Genomic DNA, 12,684 nt, shown 5'->3' on the forward strand with positions numbered 1-12,684 from the left:
TCCTCAAAAACTTCTGAATTTATTCTATCACATAATATCTGATAAATCTTTAAATTTTATTTAAAAATAGTTTTTTTAATAGGCTTTTGGCATCAAATTCTTCTTTTTCATTCTTTAATAGAGGTATTTCTGAAAAAAGTTCAACTCTATCTACTTGGCAATTATCACAACAGTTATCTTGTGACACTTTTTTAAAGTCATTACTAAAATAATTAAGAATAAATTGGCGTCTACATGTCTTTGTGTTAATAAAATAAGTCATAGCATTCATCTTACTGTTTTTTTCGAATTGTTTTAGATTAATAGAGGCTTCAAAATTTTCCCAATCCCAATCAGATTCTTCCAATTGTAGTAACCATTTTTTCTGAGTATCCGTTAACAGGTGTTGGTAGTCTTTTAATTGTTCCTTCGTTTTATCTCTTAAAAACAATAAATCTTTTTTCTGATTAAAACTTTCTTCTTGTAAAAAATGATGAATCCGCTCATCTCCTCCTTGATATAAGATAATCGACAAGCTTTGTTTATGGTCTCTCCCAGCACGTCCAGACTCTTGGACATAATTTTCTAAACTATCAGGCAAATGATAATGAATGACAAAACGAACATTTTCTTTATTAATTCCCATACCAAAGGCGCTTGTGGCACATAACACTCTAATTTCATCATGAATGAACTGTTGTTGAATTTTCACTCGGTCACTACTGGATAAATCACCATGATAATAACTCACTGGATAAGGGAGAGTGTCATTTAACACCCCACTCACTCGTTCTGCTTCTTTTTTACTAGAAAAATAAATGATGCCAGGCATGTCTCGCTCTGCTAGAAATTCTGTTAAAAAGGCAACTTTATCTTCACAACAAGCCACTTCGTAAAAAATATTTTCCCGGTTCACCGAATAAAAAAATTCTTGAACTTGATTATTCACAAATAACTGCCCTTTAATGTCTTCTTTAACACTATCAGTCGCCGTTGCGGTTAGTGCTAACGTTAAGGGGGAACCTAAGATATCTAAGTTTTTTTTAAGGGATAAATAACTAGGTCTAAAATCGTGGCCCCATTCAGAAATACAATGCGCTTCATCGATAACAAATAAACCAATTCTCAAAGCTCTCATCCTTGCTAAAACTTCAGGCTGATTTAAGGTTTCTGGGCTTAGAAAGATAAATTTAAAAGACTCTAAATGGTTTAAAACGTATTGTTTTGATGAAAAATCTAAGGTACTGTTAATCGCAATCACAGATTTTTCGCCCATTTGTCTTAACTGAGAAACTTGATCTTCCATTAATGATATTAAAGGAGAAACAATAATCGTTTGTCCTTCTAATAAGTAACTTGGCAGTTGATAACACAGTGATTTCCCTGTTCCTGTAGGTAAAATGGTAAACGTATCATTGCCCTCAATTAAAGACTGAATCGTTTCTTCTTGTCCTTCCTTAAAAGAAGAAAAATGAAATTTTTGTTGTAAAAATGTTTTTAAATCAGTCATACATGCGATTTCCCTTCCTCAACTAGGCGAAATTGATAAAATTTAAACTCATAAAATGTCAAACTAGGTGCGTACGATAACGCTTCTTTAAATACCCAACGGTAAAAATTAGGCTGCTCTTGGTAAAATAAAGCCAGCGCCTGTTCTTTTTCTTCTGAATAAGTTTGTAGTTTAGATTCAGAGGGATTAATAATATAGTCTTCTATTAAATGATCTGTCACTGTGCTGACTTTTAAATGTCTCATCTGAGCGATTTCCTCTAAAGAGAAACCCTCACTAAATAATTTCGCTGATTTTAAACAACTATCTTCTTTAGTTAGAGCTATTTCATCTTCTAATAAAGAATAAAACAAAGGAAAATCGCTATGATTATCTCGAATAATCGTGATAAATTGGTGAAGATTATGTTTAAAAGATAAATAATAGTGAATCGTATCAAATTGTTCCTCTTTTGCTAACTGGCTTAACGTATAGCCACGATGATTATAGCCTGTTAATTGGCCCAAAATCATTTTGTGAGACTCTTTAGGCATCTCATCTACAATTCTTTCCCATTCCTTATAAAAAGCGTATTCTAACGTATTATCTTGATTTTTTAACCATAATTTCAGGCGTTGTTGCTTAAATAAATTCCCCTCAACTGGAACATAAGCTCTATTATGATGGCTTTTTTCAGAGACGACTTGAGAGGTAAACATTAAACGATCAAAAAAAGAAATATCCCATTTGTAGTAGTTTAATTGCTTAAGTTCTGACAAATCTGGTATTTCTGATTTCCTCACTTCTTTTGCTCCTGTCTCAGTCAATACGTAGTAACCTTTCTCGCCTTCTTTAAGAAAACCTGCTGATACACAGTCACTTAGAACCTTTTGATAACTTACTTCTACTAGCTTTGGAAATAAGGAGAAGTAAGGTAAACAACCGTAAAAATAGCCATAAGACAAAATAGATGAGGTTCTTTTTCCTTTTAATAAATGATATAATGTAGATGAACGCATCTCTTGATGCTTTTTAAAGCAAGATAAAATAAATAAATGATAAAATGTCATGTGTCACCTCAGTAAGGAGTTTTTTATATGTTATGTAAAATTATACCAAAAAAATGTATTGCGTGTGGTCTTTGCCAAATCAAAGCCCCTGAAATATTCGATTATTACGATAATGGGATTGTTAAACTGATTGATTCAGAAGAAAAAGAATTCGAAATTGGCGAAGTTGTCCCTGAAGATTTACTGGAAGCCTACCGAAGTTGCCCTACTAGAGCCATTGAAATAGAGAAACGAGGATAACTAAAAAGTTATCCTCGTTTTTTCTACTATTTATTTAACACATCATAAATTTCCTTACCAATTAAATAAGAGAAATTTTCAGCTCCAACTGGTGTTAAATGGACATCATCCACGTCAAACCACTCAGCCATACCATTTGAATACTTTTTCCAATCGATAATATGAACGTTCTCATGATTTTTAGCTGTTTTAGCTAACTCTTCGTTAACTGCCTTTTGCCATGGTCTTTGAACCATTGTATTAACAAAAAAGACTTCTTTATCTGTAAGATACGCCATAATATCTTCCATTTCTTTAGTTGTGAAACTACCATTAGTTCCTAACACAACAAGAACCACATCACCTAATTTGTTGTCTTTACTTGCCTTTTTAAAGACTGGTTCACTATCCATTAATTGACGACCCACTTCTGCATCTATTTCACTACTTGGAAAAATAGCTTTTATCTCTGGGGCTGCACTTAATAGTACCGAGTCACCAATGGCACTAAAGTCCACAGTTTTTAAATAATTAGTTTCTTTATCAGATAATTTAATTAAATCTTTATCTGGTTGCTTAGGTTTTTCTGTCTCTTCTTTTGTTTGACTTTCTTTTGTTTCACTTGTTTTAGTCTCACTACTAGTTGTCGTTTCTTTTGTTTCCTTTTCCTTAGTTGCTTCTTGTTTTTCAATCATCTTCTGATTATCAAGAAGTTTCTTCTCTAAGGCTACACTTGCATTAGTTCTTCCGGACGGCGCAACAGCTAGACTCACAACAAATGTGACTAAAAGAACTGCCGTTAAACCAAGACCTGTTTTGCCTTTAGTAGTAGTAACCACTTTAGAAAACCATTCTTTACTAAAGACAACATGATGTCTAAACCACATAACTAGTCTATATGTTAATTCAGATAAAAGTAAAATCATGACAAACTGTAATAATAGATGGAACCACACATTACTGCCATCCCACTTAATCATTTTTTCATAACCAATCATAACTGGAAATTGCCATAAATAGATTTCATAACTTCTTGTACCGATCCATTTGAATAACGGATTGGTTAGCAGTCGATTACTTTTTTCAGAAGCTATCACAACACCTAACAATAAGGCACTCATGACACTGAAAATAAACATAAATCCTTGATAAACAAAAGGATTACTATCTTTAAGGAAAATAAAGCTAGTTCCAATCCCAATAATCGAGGCGATACAGATAGTTAGCTTCACGCCTTCTGAAAGAGCTGCTATTCGTTTCTCATGGTCACGTAAATAGATAGCTAGATAAGCTCCAATTAAGATAGAAAAGAGTCGTGTATCTGTTCCATAATATAAACGATTTAAATTATCAGGATTGTAAAAAGCAATCATCAATATTCCAGAAAGCATTGTTGTAAATAGAATAAAACGAGATAATCGTTGATGATTTTTCTGTTTGTAAACTAAAAACGCTACTAGAATTGGCCAGATTAAATAAAATTGCCCTTCTATTGATAAGGACCATAAATGTGTAAATGGAGATTCATTCCCAAATCGGTCAAAATAAGAAGAACCGTTCATAATTTGCCAAAAATTATTAACATTCAGTAAACTACTTGTAACTATTTGTTTAAAATTATTCAATAAATCTTTTGATATAAATAAAAAGGAACTTCCTGTCACAATGAATAAAACAAACAGTGACGGATAAATCCTTCTGGCTCGTTTCACGTAAAATTGTTTTAACCCAATTTTTTGCCTTTCTTGCCACTCCGTTAAGAGTATATCGGTCATTAAATAACCCGAAATGACAAAAAACAGCGTGACGCCTAAAAATCCTCCTGGCATAAAGCGAGGAGTTAAATGGTATAAAATAACACCTATAACAGCTATTGAACGTAAACCATCAATGCCCGTTATGTATTTTCTTTTGTTTCGCATACGACTCCCCTCATCTACTTTACTTCTATGTAATATATATTAACATATCATTACAAGAATTACACCAATTATTACAAACAAATTACTATGTTACTTTTATTATTTTATATTTATGAATTTTCAGTGAAAAATAAACGTTTTTTCTCATAAATATCTATGATTAATACCTTTTTATTGAGAATGCATAACAAATTTTTACATTAATAGAAATATTTGAAATATAAAACAAAAAAAGAAAAGGTTTAGTCCGTTATCGACCAAACCTTTTCATCTTTTTATCTATACCAAACTCATTTTTTTCTCAATACTTGGAACTAATTTTTTATAAGTAATAAAGAATACCACGCTTACTGCAATCCCTTTAATGATATTGAATGGCACGATACCGTATAATACCATTTGTGCAATCGGGATACCAAAATCCATCCCTAGTAGGGTAATGTATAGTGGGGTAATCACAAAATAATTGGCAATCGACATAAAAATCGTTAGTAAGCTAGAGCTGATTACCATCCCAATAATTAAGTTTTTGTTGTTATTTTCTCTCTTTATCATGTAGTAAATTGGTAACATAAAAATAACGGACGCTATAAATCCTGTTGTGTTTCCAATAAAACTTAACACATCCCCACCACTCATCATAAAATTAAGCAGCGATCTGATAAATGCAATGGTTATTCCTGCTAATGGCCCTAAAACAAATGAACCAATTAAGATAGGAATATCACTAAAATCAAGCTTTAACCAACCAAAAGTTGGTAAAATTGGTATCTCTAAAAATAATAGTAGATACGAGAATGACGCAAGTAGTGCAGTGACAACCATTTTTTCTGTTTTTCTTCTTTTCATAAGAAAATCCTCCTATTAGGACCATCTTCAGACATGTTTAAGAATAAATAAAAAACTGTCTCCTCGCCATATCTCTCACAAGAGCATGACAAAAAAACAGTGCATTATCTGATGTTATTCTCAAATAAGCCCTATCTTCTTTACTCCAGACTCTAACTGTCGGTACTGGAATTACACCAGTTCGACCAAATGATAAACTATCTATCACTCAGTTCGTGGACTATTACCACCGGTCGGGAATTACACCCTGCCCGTGAAGACGACCTTTTTTTATTTTTTTTACATCTTAATTATAACTAACTCAAAATAATATTCAAGTCTTTTAGCTTAACCTTTTGCCTCAACTAATAACTGACTGACTTCTTTTTTACTTAGTTCACGGTATCTACCTGATGTTAAACCGATTAAATCAAGAGAACCAATTTTTTCACGTTTTAATTTAAGAACAGGGAATCCTACTGCTTCAAGCATTTTCTTAACTTGGTGATTACGTCCTTCATGAATAGTTAACTCAATAATACTTGTTCCCTTAGTACGATCCGTTGATAAAATATTATATCTTGCTGGCGCTGTTTTTCTGCCATCAATCTTCACACCTCTAGCTAACATTCTTAACTCTTCATTAGCTGCTACACCTTTAACTTTTGCTACATAAGTTTTATTAACTTCGTGTTTTGGGTGAGTTAAGATATTAGCAAATTCACCATCATTAGTCATAATCAATAAACCAGACGTATCATAGTCAAGACGGCCAACTGGGAAAATTCGTTCGCTAACTCCTGGGAATAAATCATTAACTACTTTTCTTCCTTTATCATCACTAACAGCTGAAATAACGCCTCTTGGTTTATATAAAGCAAAATAAACGGGTTCTTCTTGGTAAACTGGAACTCCATCAACTTCGATTAAGTCACGATTTCCAACTTTGTGCCCTAATTCTGTTACTTTTTTACCGTTAACTGAAACACGGCCATCTAATATCATTTGTTCTGACTTTCTTCGTGAAGCTACGCCACTATGAGCCATTACTTTTTGTAATCTTTCCATTTATTCTTCATCCTGTTCTTCTTCTAATTTTTCAAACTGTTCTTTAAAGCGGTCGAAAAACAAATCATTTGGAATTTCTTTTTCTGCTTTTTCTTCTAATTGTTCAACTGGTGGTAATTCTTCTGTTGATTTTAAGCCAAAATAATCTAAGAAATAAGGTGTTGTTCCGTAAAGAATAGCTCTACCAGGCCCTTCAACTCTTCCCTTTTCTTCTATTAAGCGTCTGCTGACCAATTTTTGGACAGAACCAGATGATTGTACTCCTCTTAATAATTCAATCTCAGAACGCGTAATTGGTTGTTTATATGCCACAATCGACAAGCACTCTAAAGCTGCTTGGGATAAGGATTGATTAATTGCTGATTGTGCAAACTCTTTTAATAACGAAGCATACTCTTTTTTGGTACTTAATAAAAAACGGTCGCCCACTTCTAAAATCGTTAAAGCACTGATTTCAGATGTTTCGTATTGATCTTTCAAAGCCATCACGGCGTCATAAGCTGTTGCTGTTGAAACATTTAATACTAGGGACAACTCGGTTAACGTTAAACCTTCATTACCTGAGACAAATAACAAGGCTTCTATTTGACTATTAACTGACATACTATCCCTCTCAATCTTCTCTTTTATATAAAACAATTGGTTCACTGACTTGTTTTTGTTTGGCAATAACTACACCAGACTTAACTAACTCTAAAACAGCCATAAAAGTGGTGACAATTTCATTGCGACTATAAACAAAAAATAAAGATTCAAAAGTTAAGCCTTCTTTTGCGTTTAACCTAAAAATGCGACTAGTAATTTCATTGATTTTGTCTTCAATACTGAATTCTTCTGCCACAATACTGGTTTCCATTGGTTCTAATTCTTTTTGACGATTTAGAACGTCACTAAAAGCTAAAAACAAATCAATCGTTGTCACTTCATTTGGCGCTAACGGCTCAACTGTTTCTTTGTATTCATCTAAGTTAACAGCTTCTTTTGTATAATACTTACCGCGCTCAATTTCTTTTTCTTTTAAAACGCCAGCTGCGTATTTAAACTTACGATACTCTAGTAATTGAGCCACTAACTCTTCACGAGGATCGACCTCTTCTAAATAGTCACTCTCATCATAACTAACTTCGGTTACTGGTAAGAGAGTTTTACTTTTAATTGCCATTAGCGTTGCCGCCATGACAATGTATTCTCCGGCTAGTTCTAAATCAAGCTCTTTCATTGATCTGATATAAAACATATATTGCTCCGTAATTTCAGCAATCGGAATGTCGTAGATATCTATTTCTAATGTTTTAATTAAATGAAGGAGTAAGTCAAGCGGTCCCTCAAAAATATCTAATTTTACGTTTAATTCTTTCATATTTATTATCCTATTCTAAGCTCTTGGAAAATAGGTTTTGTAGACATCAGCCATTCTTTTTTTACTGATATGCGTGTAGATTTGAGTTGTTGAAATATCAGCATGACCTAATAATTCCTGAACAACCCTTAAATCAGCACCATTTTCCAGTAAATGAGTCGCAAAACTATGTCTTAAGGTATGGGGGGTCACTTCTTTTTCAATTCCTGCTTGAACCACATACACTTTTAAATTTTTCCAAATCCCTTGTCTTGAAAATCCTTCTCCTTTGTAATTCAAAAAGAGAACTCTCGTTTTTTCTTTTTTATTTTTTGCTAATAACTCTGGACGTGATTTCTCTAAATAGATATTAATCCAATTAATTGCTTGATCACCAATTGGAATAATTCTTTCTTTGTCCCCTTTACCAAGGGTTTGAATCAATCCTAAAGATAAATGTAAATCATCTAATTTTAAAGTGATTAACTCTGACACCCTAAGTCCAGTTGCATACATCAACTCTAAAATCGCTCTATCTCTGATGCCTAAGATATCTGACGTGTCAGGAGCTTCAATGATTTTTTCAACTTCTTTAATGGACAATGTCTTAGGTAATTTTTGTTGTTTTTTTGGCGTATCCACATGCTGCATAGGATCGTTATCTGTATAGCGTTCTTGACGTAGAAATTGATGAAATTTTCTTAATGCTGAGACCATTCGAATAATCGTTGCTGAAGATTTTCCTTCATTACGTAATTGTTCTAAAAAGTCTAGGACCAAGTATCGATCAATATCCTCCCAATCTTCTTTTTTTTCTTCTGCTAAAAAAAGAAGGTATTGTTTTAGGTCTCGCTGATAACTTTGAATCGTATTATCCGATAAACCACGTTCTATTTTTAAATAATGTAAGTACTCCTCTAAATGAGTTTCCATTTTTCACACCTCGCTTAGCCTAATCTATTCTATCAGTTTTCTCCCTCCTTTACTATATTTATTATGTTAACTTATTTTATTTTTTCAAAATCAGATGGACTTTTATTTCTATAGAATATACAATAGATATATTGTCAAAATAAAGGGTGTGATGCTATTTGTTACCGGTTCAAGAGGACTATCAAAATCTTCATTTGTTTGAGTTAATTAAGGTAAAAAATGATACTTATTATCAAAATTTAACCAGTTATTATGAAGAAAAGAAAATCCTATTTAAAATATCAATTATTTTAGATATTCCAATCGTTTTTGTGCTATCCATGTTTAGTACGATTCATTTTAAGAATCCATGGTGGGCTTTTTTTATGTATTTTTTCATTATTTCTTTGATTAGTTTTTATATCATTTGCCTTCCTGTTTACCATTCAATTAGTAAATCAGTGAAAGAAAAAGAAAAAGCATTGTTCCAAGAAGTAGATGAACACTTATCCGAATTAGCCTCACAACAATTTTTTTCAACCGATTCAAAAGCCAAACGACTATTGAATCAAGAATTTGAACTAGTTAAATTACAACCCTTATCTTCAAAAAAAATAAACCTTATTTTAGACAATCAATCATTGGCAACACAGACTATTGATTTTTACGATAAAACATCAAAAGATGTCTTAAAATCGATAACTATCTTTTACGAGGAGCAACCCTTAAAACCGATTGCCCTTGCAACAGTTAATTTTATCGGAGCTGATAAAACTTTTTCTGTCCAAGCTCAAATACCTATTGAGTACGAATTAGTTAACGGCCTAGTTAGTGAACAACTTATTTATTTTGACAAAAGTGACTATGTTGTTAATCCAACTGTTTATATTGATCGTTATCATTTTAATGAGTTATATCAATCACATTAAAAGGAGCAATTAACATGACTGATCACATCTGCCCTTGGGCAAATAGAAGTTCATTAGAACTTGAGTATCACAATACACATTGGGGATTTCCTTTACACGATGATTCTTTACTTTTTGAGATGTTGATTTTAGAAACAATGCAAGCTGGCCTAAGTTGGACAACTATTTTAGCCAAACGACAAGGCATGACAGAAGCTTTTGATTCATTTGACCCAACTATTATTCAAGGTTACTCTGAAGAAAAATTAGCACAATTACTGTTAGATGAACGTGTTATTCGTAACAAGTTAAAACTAAAATCAGTAGTAGCTAACGCCAAGAGTTTTTTAGCTATTCAAGAAGAATTCGGCTCATTTAATGACTTTATTTGGAACTATGTTGATTTCACTCCGATTCAAAGTAATTTTAAATTAATCGAAGAGGTTCCTGGCTTCACTCCTTTAGCAGAAACAATAGCTAAAGATTTAAAAAAAAAAGGATTTAAGTTTGTTGGTCCAACTACCGTTTACGCTTTTATGCAAAGTATCGGCATGGTCAATGATCACTTAACAACATGTCCTATTCACCAAAAAGTTTTAGAGTCTTATTCAAAATAACTTAATTAATAAGCAACTATTTAGATAAACAGAGAGTATTTTACTGATATCCAGTTAAATACTTTCTGTTATTTTTATTTAATTCATAAAAATAGATAAAACATTAAAAATAAACTCTTTTTGAACCTTTTTTTAAAATACGTCTTATGATATACTTAGTTATACTTTTAAAGGAGGGTTAAACAAAACATGAAAAAACTTTTTGCACTAGCATTTGCTTTCTTAGTGTTTATGGCACCATTAGCAGCAAATGCAGCTGGAGCAATCTCTAGCGACGAACAACGTATTCTAGATGCACTTAATCAAGGTGTGACGACTCAAGAAGGTCAAACATTTTATTTCTCTGCTACTGATATTCAACAAGCTGAGAATGAATTAAAAGCTAACGATTACGACAAAGCTACTTGTGACGAAGTTGTTGGTCATATTAATGCCGCAAGACAACTAGTTATTGATAATTCTGCTGGTATTACAGCAACAAGTCTTGAAGATTTGTTAAGTCAATTACCAAAAGATATTCAAAACCAAATCTTAGATCATATTTTAGCAGCTGCTAAAGCTCTAGATTTATCTGTTGATGGTAATGGAAACATTACTAACAACAAAGGACAAGCTGTCTTTGTACCAACAAATAGTAAAAATCCAGTTGTTAAAACAACAGGTTTCACTATGACTAATGCCATTATTACAATTATTGGTCTGTTCTCATTAACATTAGTAACAGGTATCTTATCTCGTAAAAAAGAGGTTAATTGTTAATAAATAAAAGAGTACTGGCATATTTTTATATGCCAGTACTCTTTTTTCTTACAGCGACAGTAATTCTGTACATCTTAATACTTCCTTTTAAAGATACTGCAACTCTACTTGTTAACGCTGTAACAGTCACTAATAAAGAAGAAATGGCTCAAAAATCCATTTTTAATGAAGATAAAGCAAAAGATATCACTCCAATAAATGATAAAATCCCATCAAGTCAAGTGGAATACCCAACTTTAGGAACTGAATATGGCGCCGTTGTAGTGAATAAACACAATATCGAAGCTAAATTAATCTATGGTGATTCCTTGGATGATTTGAGAACTGGTGTCGGTCATTTCAATGGGAGTGTTTTTCCTGGAGAACCTGGCACAACATTAATCGGTGGTCACAACACGGCTGATTTAGCTATTTTAGATCAAGTTGAAGTTGGTGAGACGATTTCAATTAAAACCAGTTACGAAACCTATGAATATGAAGTAAAAGAAAAAAAAGTACTAAAATATAACGATAAACAAGCGATTGAGTCTCTCTATGAAAAATCAGATAACAATCAGTTAATCTTATACACTTGCTACCCTATTAGCATGATTGGATTAACAGAAGATAGGTTATTTGTTTACGCTGAGCGTATTTCTGGTAAGATGATTGATTTGGATAATTAAGGAGGGACATTTTTGAAAAAACAAATAGGTTCATTGTATCAATTTTTATTAACCTTACTAGCAATTGTTTGCTTGATTATTGCCAGTCAGATGATGATTTTAAAAGTGTCTCTTCTATCCACCACTCATTGGGAAAAAACAACTGAGACAAGTGGCTACACAAAAGCACTAACAGAGACGATTAATCAAGGGATTCAAGATTTAGGTCTAGCTAGCGGCATTACAGCAGATGGACTGGAACAAGTCATTAAAGAAGAACAAGTGGCTCAAGATTTTAACCACTTTTTAGAAAATACCCTTAACGGCGCTCCTTACATGGTCAAACAAGATGACATCAAAAAAGGTATTTCAGACGCTATTACAGCCTATGCAGATAAAACGGGGAAAGCTATTGATGCCTCTAACCAAGAAAGCGTTAATGAATTTGTTAACCAGGCTTATCACATTTATGACCGCTCAATTCGAAATAAAATTATCTCAACTTTCGGCCTTAGAATTAATCTGATTAACCAAGCTAGCAATATGGTCCTCTACGGTTCTCTTATTTTATTAGCTGTTTTACTCCTATTTAATTACTTGGCAGCTGATCGTTATACCCATGTTTTTGTCAGAAATTTAGCTTATCTCTTTTCAAGTTCAAGTATGCTTCTACTTTTAAGTAGTTACCTCTTCTACCGTTATAACCCAATTAGATCCTTATCGATTTTTGATGATAACTTAAATAATTGGTTATTCGAAGGATTTAAGCAGCCACAGTTATTAAATATATCATTATGCGGTGTTTTTCTTGTAATTGGAATTGGGCTCAGTATTTTTTCATACAAGTCATATAAACAATTAGAACTACGCGGTTTTAGACGCGAACGCAAACAAAGAGGCTAACCTCAATAGGTAGCCTCTTATTTTTTT

At 32.6% G+C, this 12,684-nt stretch carries 14 protein-coding genes and 1 riboswitch; of the genes, 6 read left to right on the forward strand and 8 right to left on the reverse strand.

Features of this window, described 5'->3' with window-relative positions:
* Positions 1-49 precede the first annotated feature (49 nt).
* Together ACODH8_RS06975 and ACODH8_RS06980 are read right to left on the reverse strand one after the other, a co-directional pair.
* On the reverse strand, positions 50-1,489 hold the full coding sequence (locus tag ACODH8_RS06975; RefSeq protein WP_332465257.1) for a RecQ family ATP-dependent DNA helicase: 1,440 nt from the start codon (positions 1,487-1,489) through the stop codon (positions 50-52).
* The gene (locus tag ACODH8_RS06980) at positions 1,486-2,538 is read right to left on the reverse strand and encodes a helix-turn-helix domain-containing protein (protein ID WP_332465256.1); all 1,053 of its coding nucleotides are present in this window, start codon (positions 2,536-2,538) and stop codon (positions 1,486-1,488) included. The genes ACODH8_RS06975 and ACODH8_RS06980 overlap by 4 nt, the downstream gene beginning before the upstream one ends.
* 27 nt (positions 2,539-2,565) lie before the next feature.
* On the opposite strand from ACODH8_RS06980, the gene ACODH8_RS06985 reads away from it, so the two are divergent.
* Complete coding sequence (locus ACODH8_RS06985) at positions 2,566-2,778, forward strand: ferredoxin (RefSeq protein WP_332465255.1); 213 nt, start codon at positions 2,566-2,568, stop codon at positions 2,776-2,778.
* A gap of 26 nt (positions 2,779-2,804) precedes the next feature.
* Here the strand turns inward: ACODH8_RS06985 and ACODH8_RS06990 are convergent, their stop codons facing one another.
* The 6 genes from ACODH8_RS06990 to xerD all read right to left on the reverse strand — a co-directional run bounded on the left by ACODH8_RS06990 (position 2,805) and on the right by xerD (position 8,847).
* Entirely contained in the window at positions 2,805-4,679 is a 1,875-nt protein-coding gene (locus tag ACODH8_RS06990; protein WP_332465254.1) for an acyltransferase family protein, read from the reverse strand.
* Positions 4,680-4,958: 279 nt separating this feature from the next.
* Positions 4,959-5,528 carry an ECF transporter S component gene (locus ACODH8_RS06995; RefSeq protein ID WP_332465253.1) on the reverse strand — a complete coding sequence of 190 codons (570 nt, stop codon included), beginning with the start codon at positions 5,526-5,528 and terminating at the stop codon, positions 4,959-4,961.
* Positions 5,529-5,657: 129 nt separating this feature from the next.
* A riboswitch (FMN riboswitch) is annotated at positions 5,658-5,793 on the reverse strand.
* Between the two features lie 62 nt (positions 5,794-5,855).
* Complete coding sequence (locus tag ACODH8_RS07000) at positions 5,856-6,575, reverse strand: pseudouridine synthase (RefSeq protein ID WP_332465252.1); 720 nt, start codon at positions 6,573-6,575, stop codon at positions 5,856-5,858.
* Positions 6,576-7,178, reverse strand: coding sequence for an SMC-Scp complex subunit ScpB (gene scpB, locus ACODH8_RS07005; RefSeq protein WP_332465251.1), 603 nt, complete (start codon positions 7,176-7,178; stop codon positions 6,576-6,578).
* A 10-nt stretch (positions 7,179-7,188) separates the two neighbouring features.
* Positions 7,189-7,935, reverse strand: a complete 747-nt coding sequence (locus ACODH8_RS07010) for a segregation/condensation protein A (RefSeq protein ID WP_332465250.1) — start codon at positions 7,933-7,935, stop codon at positions 7,189-7,191.
* A gap of 15 nt (positions 7,936-7,950) precedes the next feature.
* On the reverse strand, positions 7,951-8,847 hold the full coding sequence (gene xerD / locus ACODH8_RS07015; RefSeq protein ID WP_332465249.1) for a site-specific tyrosine recombinase XerD: 897 nt from the start codon (positions 8,845-8,847) through the stop codon (positions 7,951-7,953).
* Positions 8,848-9,005: 158 nt separating this feature from the next.
* Here xerD and ACODH8_RS07020 point away from each other — a divergent pair, with 158 nt between their 5' ends.
* The 5 genes from ACODH8_RS07020 (at position 9,006) to ACODH8_RS07040 (ending at position 12,657) form a co-directional block, all read left to right on the forward strand.
* A complete protein-coding gene (locus tag ACODH8_RS07020; RefSeq protein WP_332465248.1) occupies positions 9,006-9,755 on the forward strand; it encodes a hypothetical protein in 750 nt (249 codons plus the stop codon).
* Between the two features lie 14 nt (positions 9,756-9,769).
* Entirely contained in the window at positions 9,770-10,351 is a 582-nt protein-coding gene (locus ACODH8_RS07025) for a DNA-3-methyladenine glycosylase I (RefSeq protein ID WP_332465247.1), read from the forward strand.
* 189 nt (positions 10,352-10,540) lie between these two features.
* A complete protein-coding gene (locus tag ACODH8_RS07030; RefSeq protein WP_332465246.1) occupies positions 10,541-11,110 on the forward strand; it encodes a hypothetical protein in 570 nt (189 codons plus the stop codon).
* On the forward strand, positions 11,104-11,775 hold the full coding sequence (locus ACODH8_RS07035) for a class D sortase (protein WP_332465245.1): 672 nt from the start codon (positions 11,104-11,106) through the stop codon (positions 11,773-11,775). Before ACODH8_RS07030 ends, ACODH8_RS07035 begins: the two co-directional genes overlap by 7 nt.
* A 12-nt stretch (positions 11,776-11,787) precedes the next feature.
* Positions 11,788-12,657 carry a hypothetical protein gene (locus ACODH8_RS07040; RefSeq protein WP_332465244.1) on the forward strand — a complete coding sequence of 290 codons (870 nt, stop codon included), beginning with the start codon at positions 11,788-11,790 and terminating at the stop codon, positions 12,655-12,657.
* The last annotated feature ends 27 nt before the right edge of the window (positions 12,658-12,684 follow it).

Origin of the sequence: Vagococcus fluvialis, assembly GCF_048815235.1 — a bacterium.
GTDB lineage: Bacteria > Bacillota > Bacilli > Lactobacillales > Vagococcaceae > Vagococcus.

What these genes read in the sequence shown, in the direction of transcription:
- ACODH8_RS06990 (WP_332465254.1), bottom strand. Translation starts at nt 4,679, where the DNA reads ATGCGAAACAAAAGAAAATACATAACGGGCATTGATGGTTTACGTTCA.
- ACODH8_RS07000 (WP_332465252.1), bottom strand. Translation starts at nt 6,575, where the DNA reads ATGGAAAGATTACAAAAAGTAATGGCTCATAGTGGCGTAGCTTCACGA.
- xerD (WP_332465249.1), bottom strand. Translation starts at nt 8,847, where the DNA reads ATGGAAACTCATTTAGAGGAGTACTTACATTATTTAAAAATAGAACGT.
- scpB (WP_332465251.1), bottom strand. Translation starts at nt 7,178, where the DNA reads ATGTCAGTTAATAGTCAAATAGAAGCCTTGTTATTTGTCTCAGGTAAT.
- ACODH8_RS06995 (WP_332465253.1), bottom strand. Translation starts at nt 5,528, where the DNA reads ATGAAAAGAAGAAAAACAGAAAAAATGGTTGTCACTGCACTACTTGCG.
- ACODH8_RS06980 (WP_332465256.1), bottom strand. Translation starts at nt 2,538, where the DNA reads ATGACATTTTATCATTTATTTATTTTATCTTGCTTTAAAAAGCATCAA.
- ACODH8_RS07025 (WP_332465247.1), top strand. Translation starts at nt 9,770, where the DNA reads ATGACTGATCACATCTGCCCTTGGGCAAATAGAAGTTCATTAGAACTT.
- ACODH8_RS07030 (WP_332465246.1), top strand. Translation starts at nt 10,541, where the DNA reads ATGAAAAAACTTTTTGCACTAGCATTTGCTTTCTTAGTGTTTATGGCA.
- ACODH8_RS07010 (WP_332465250.1), bottom strand. Translation starts at nt 7,935, where the DNA reads ATGAAAGAATTAAACGTAAAATTAGATATTTTTGAGGGACCGCTTGAC.
- ACODH8_RS06985 (WP_332465255.1), top strand. Translation starts at nt 2,566, where the DNA reads ATGTTATGTAAAATTATACCAAAAAAATGTATTGCGTGTGGTCTTTGC.
- ACODH8_RS06975 (WP_332465257.1), bottom strand. Translation starts at nt 1,489, where the DNA reads ATGACTGATTTAAAAACATTTTTACAACAAAAATTTCATTTTTCTTCT.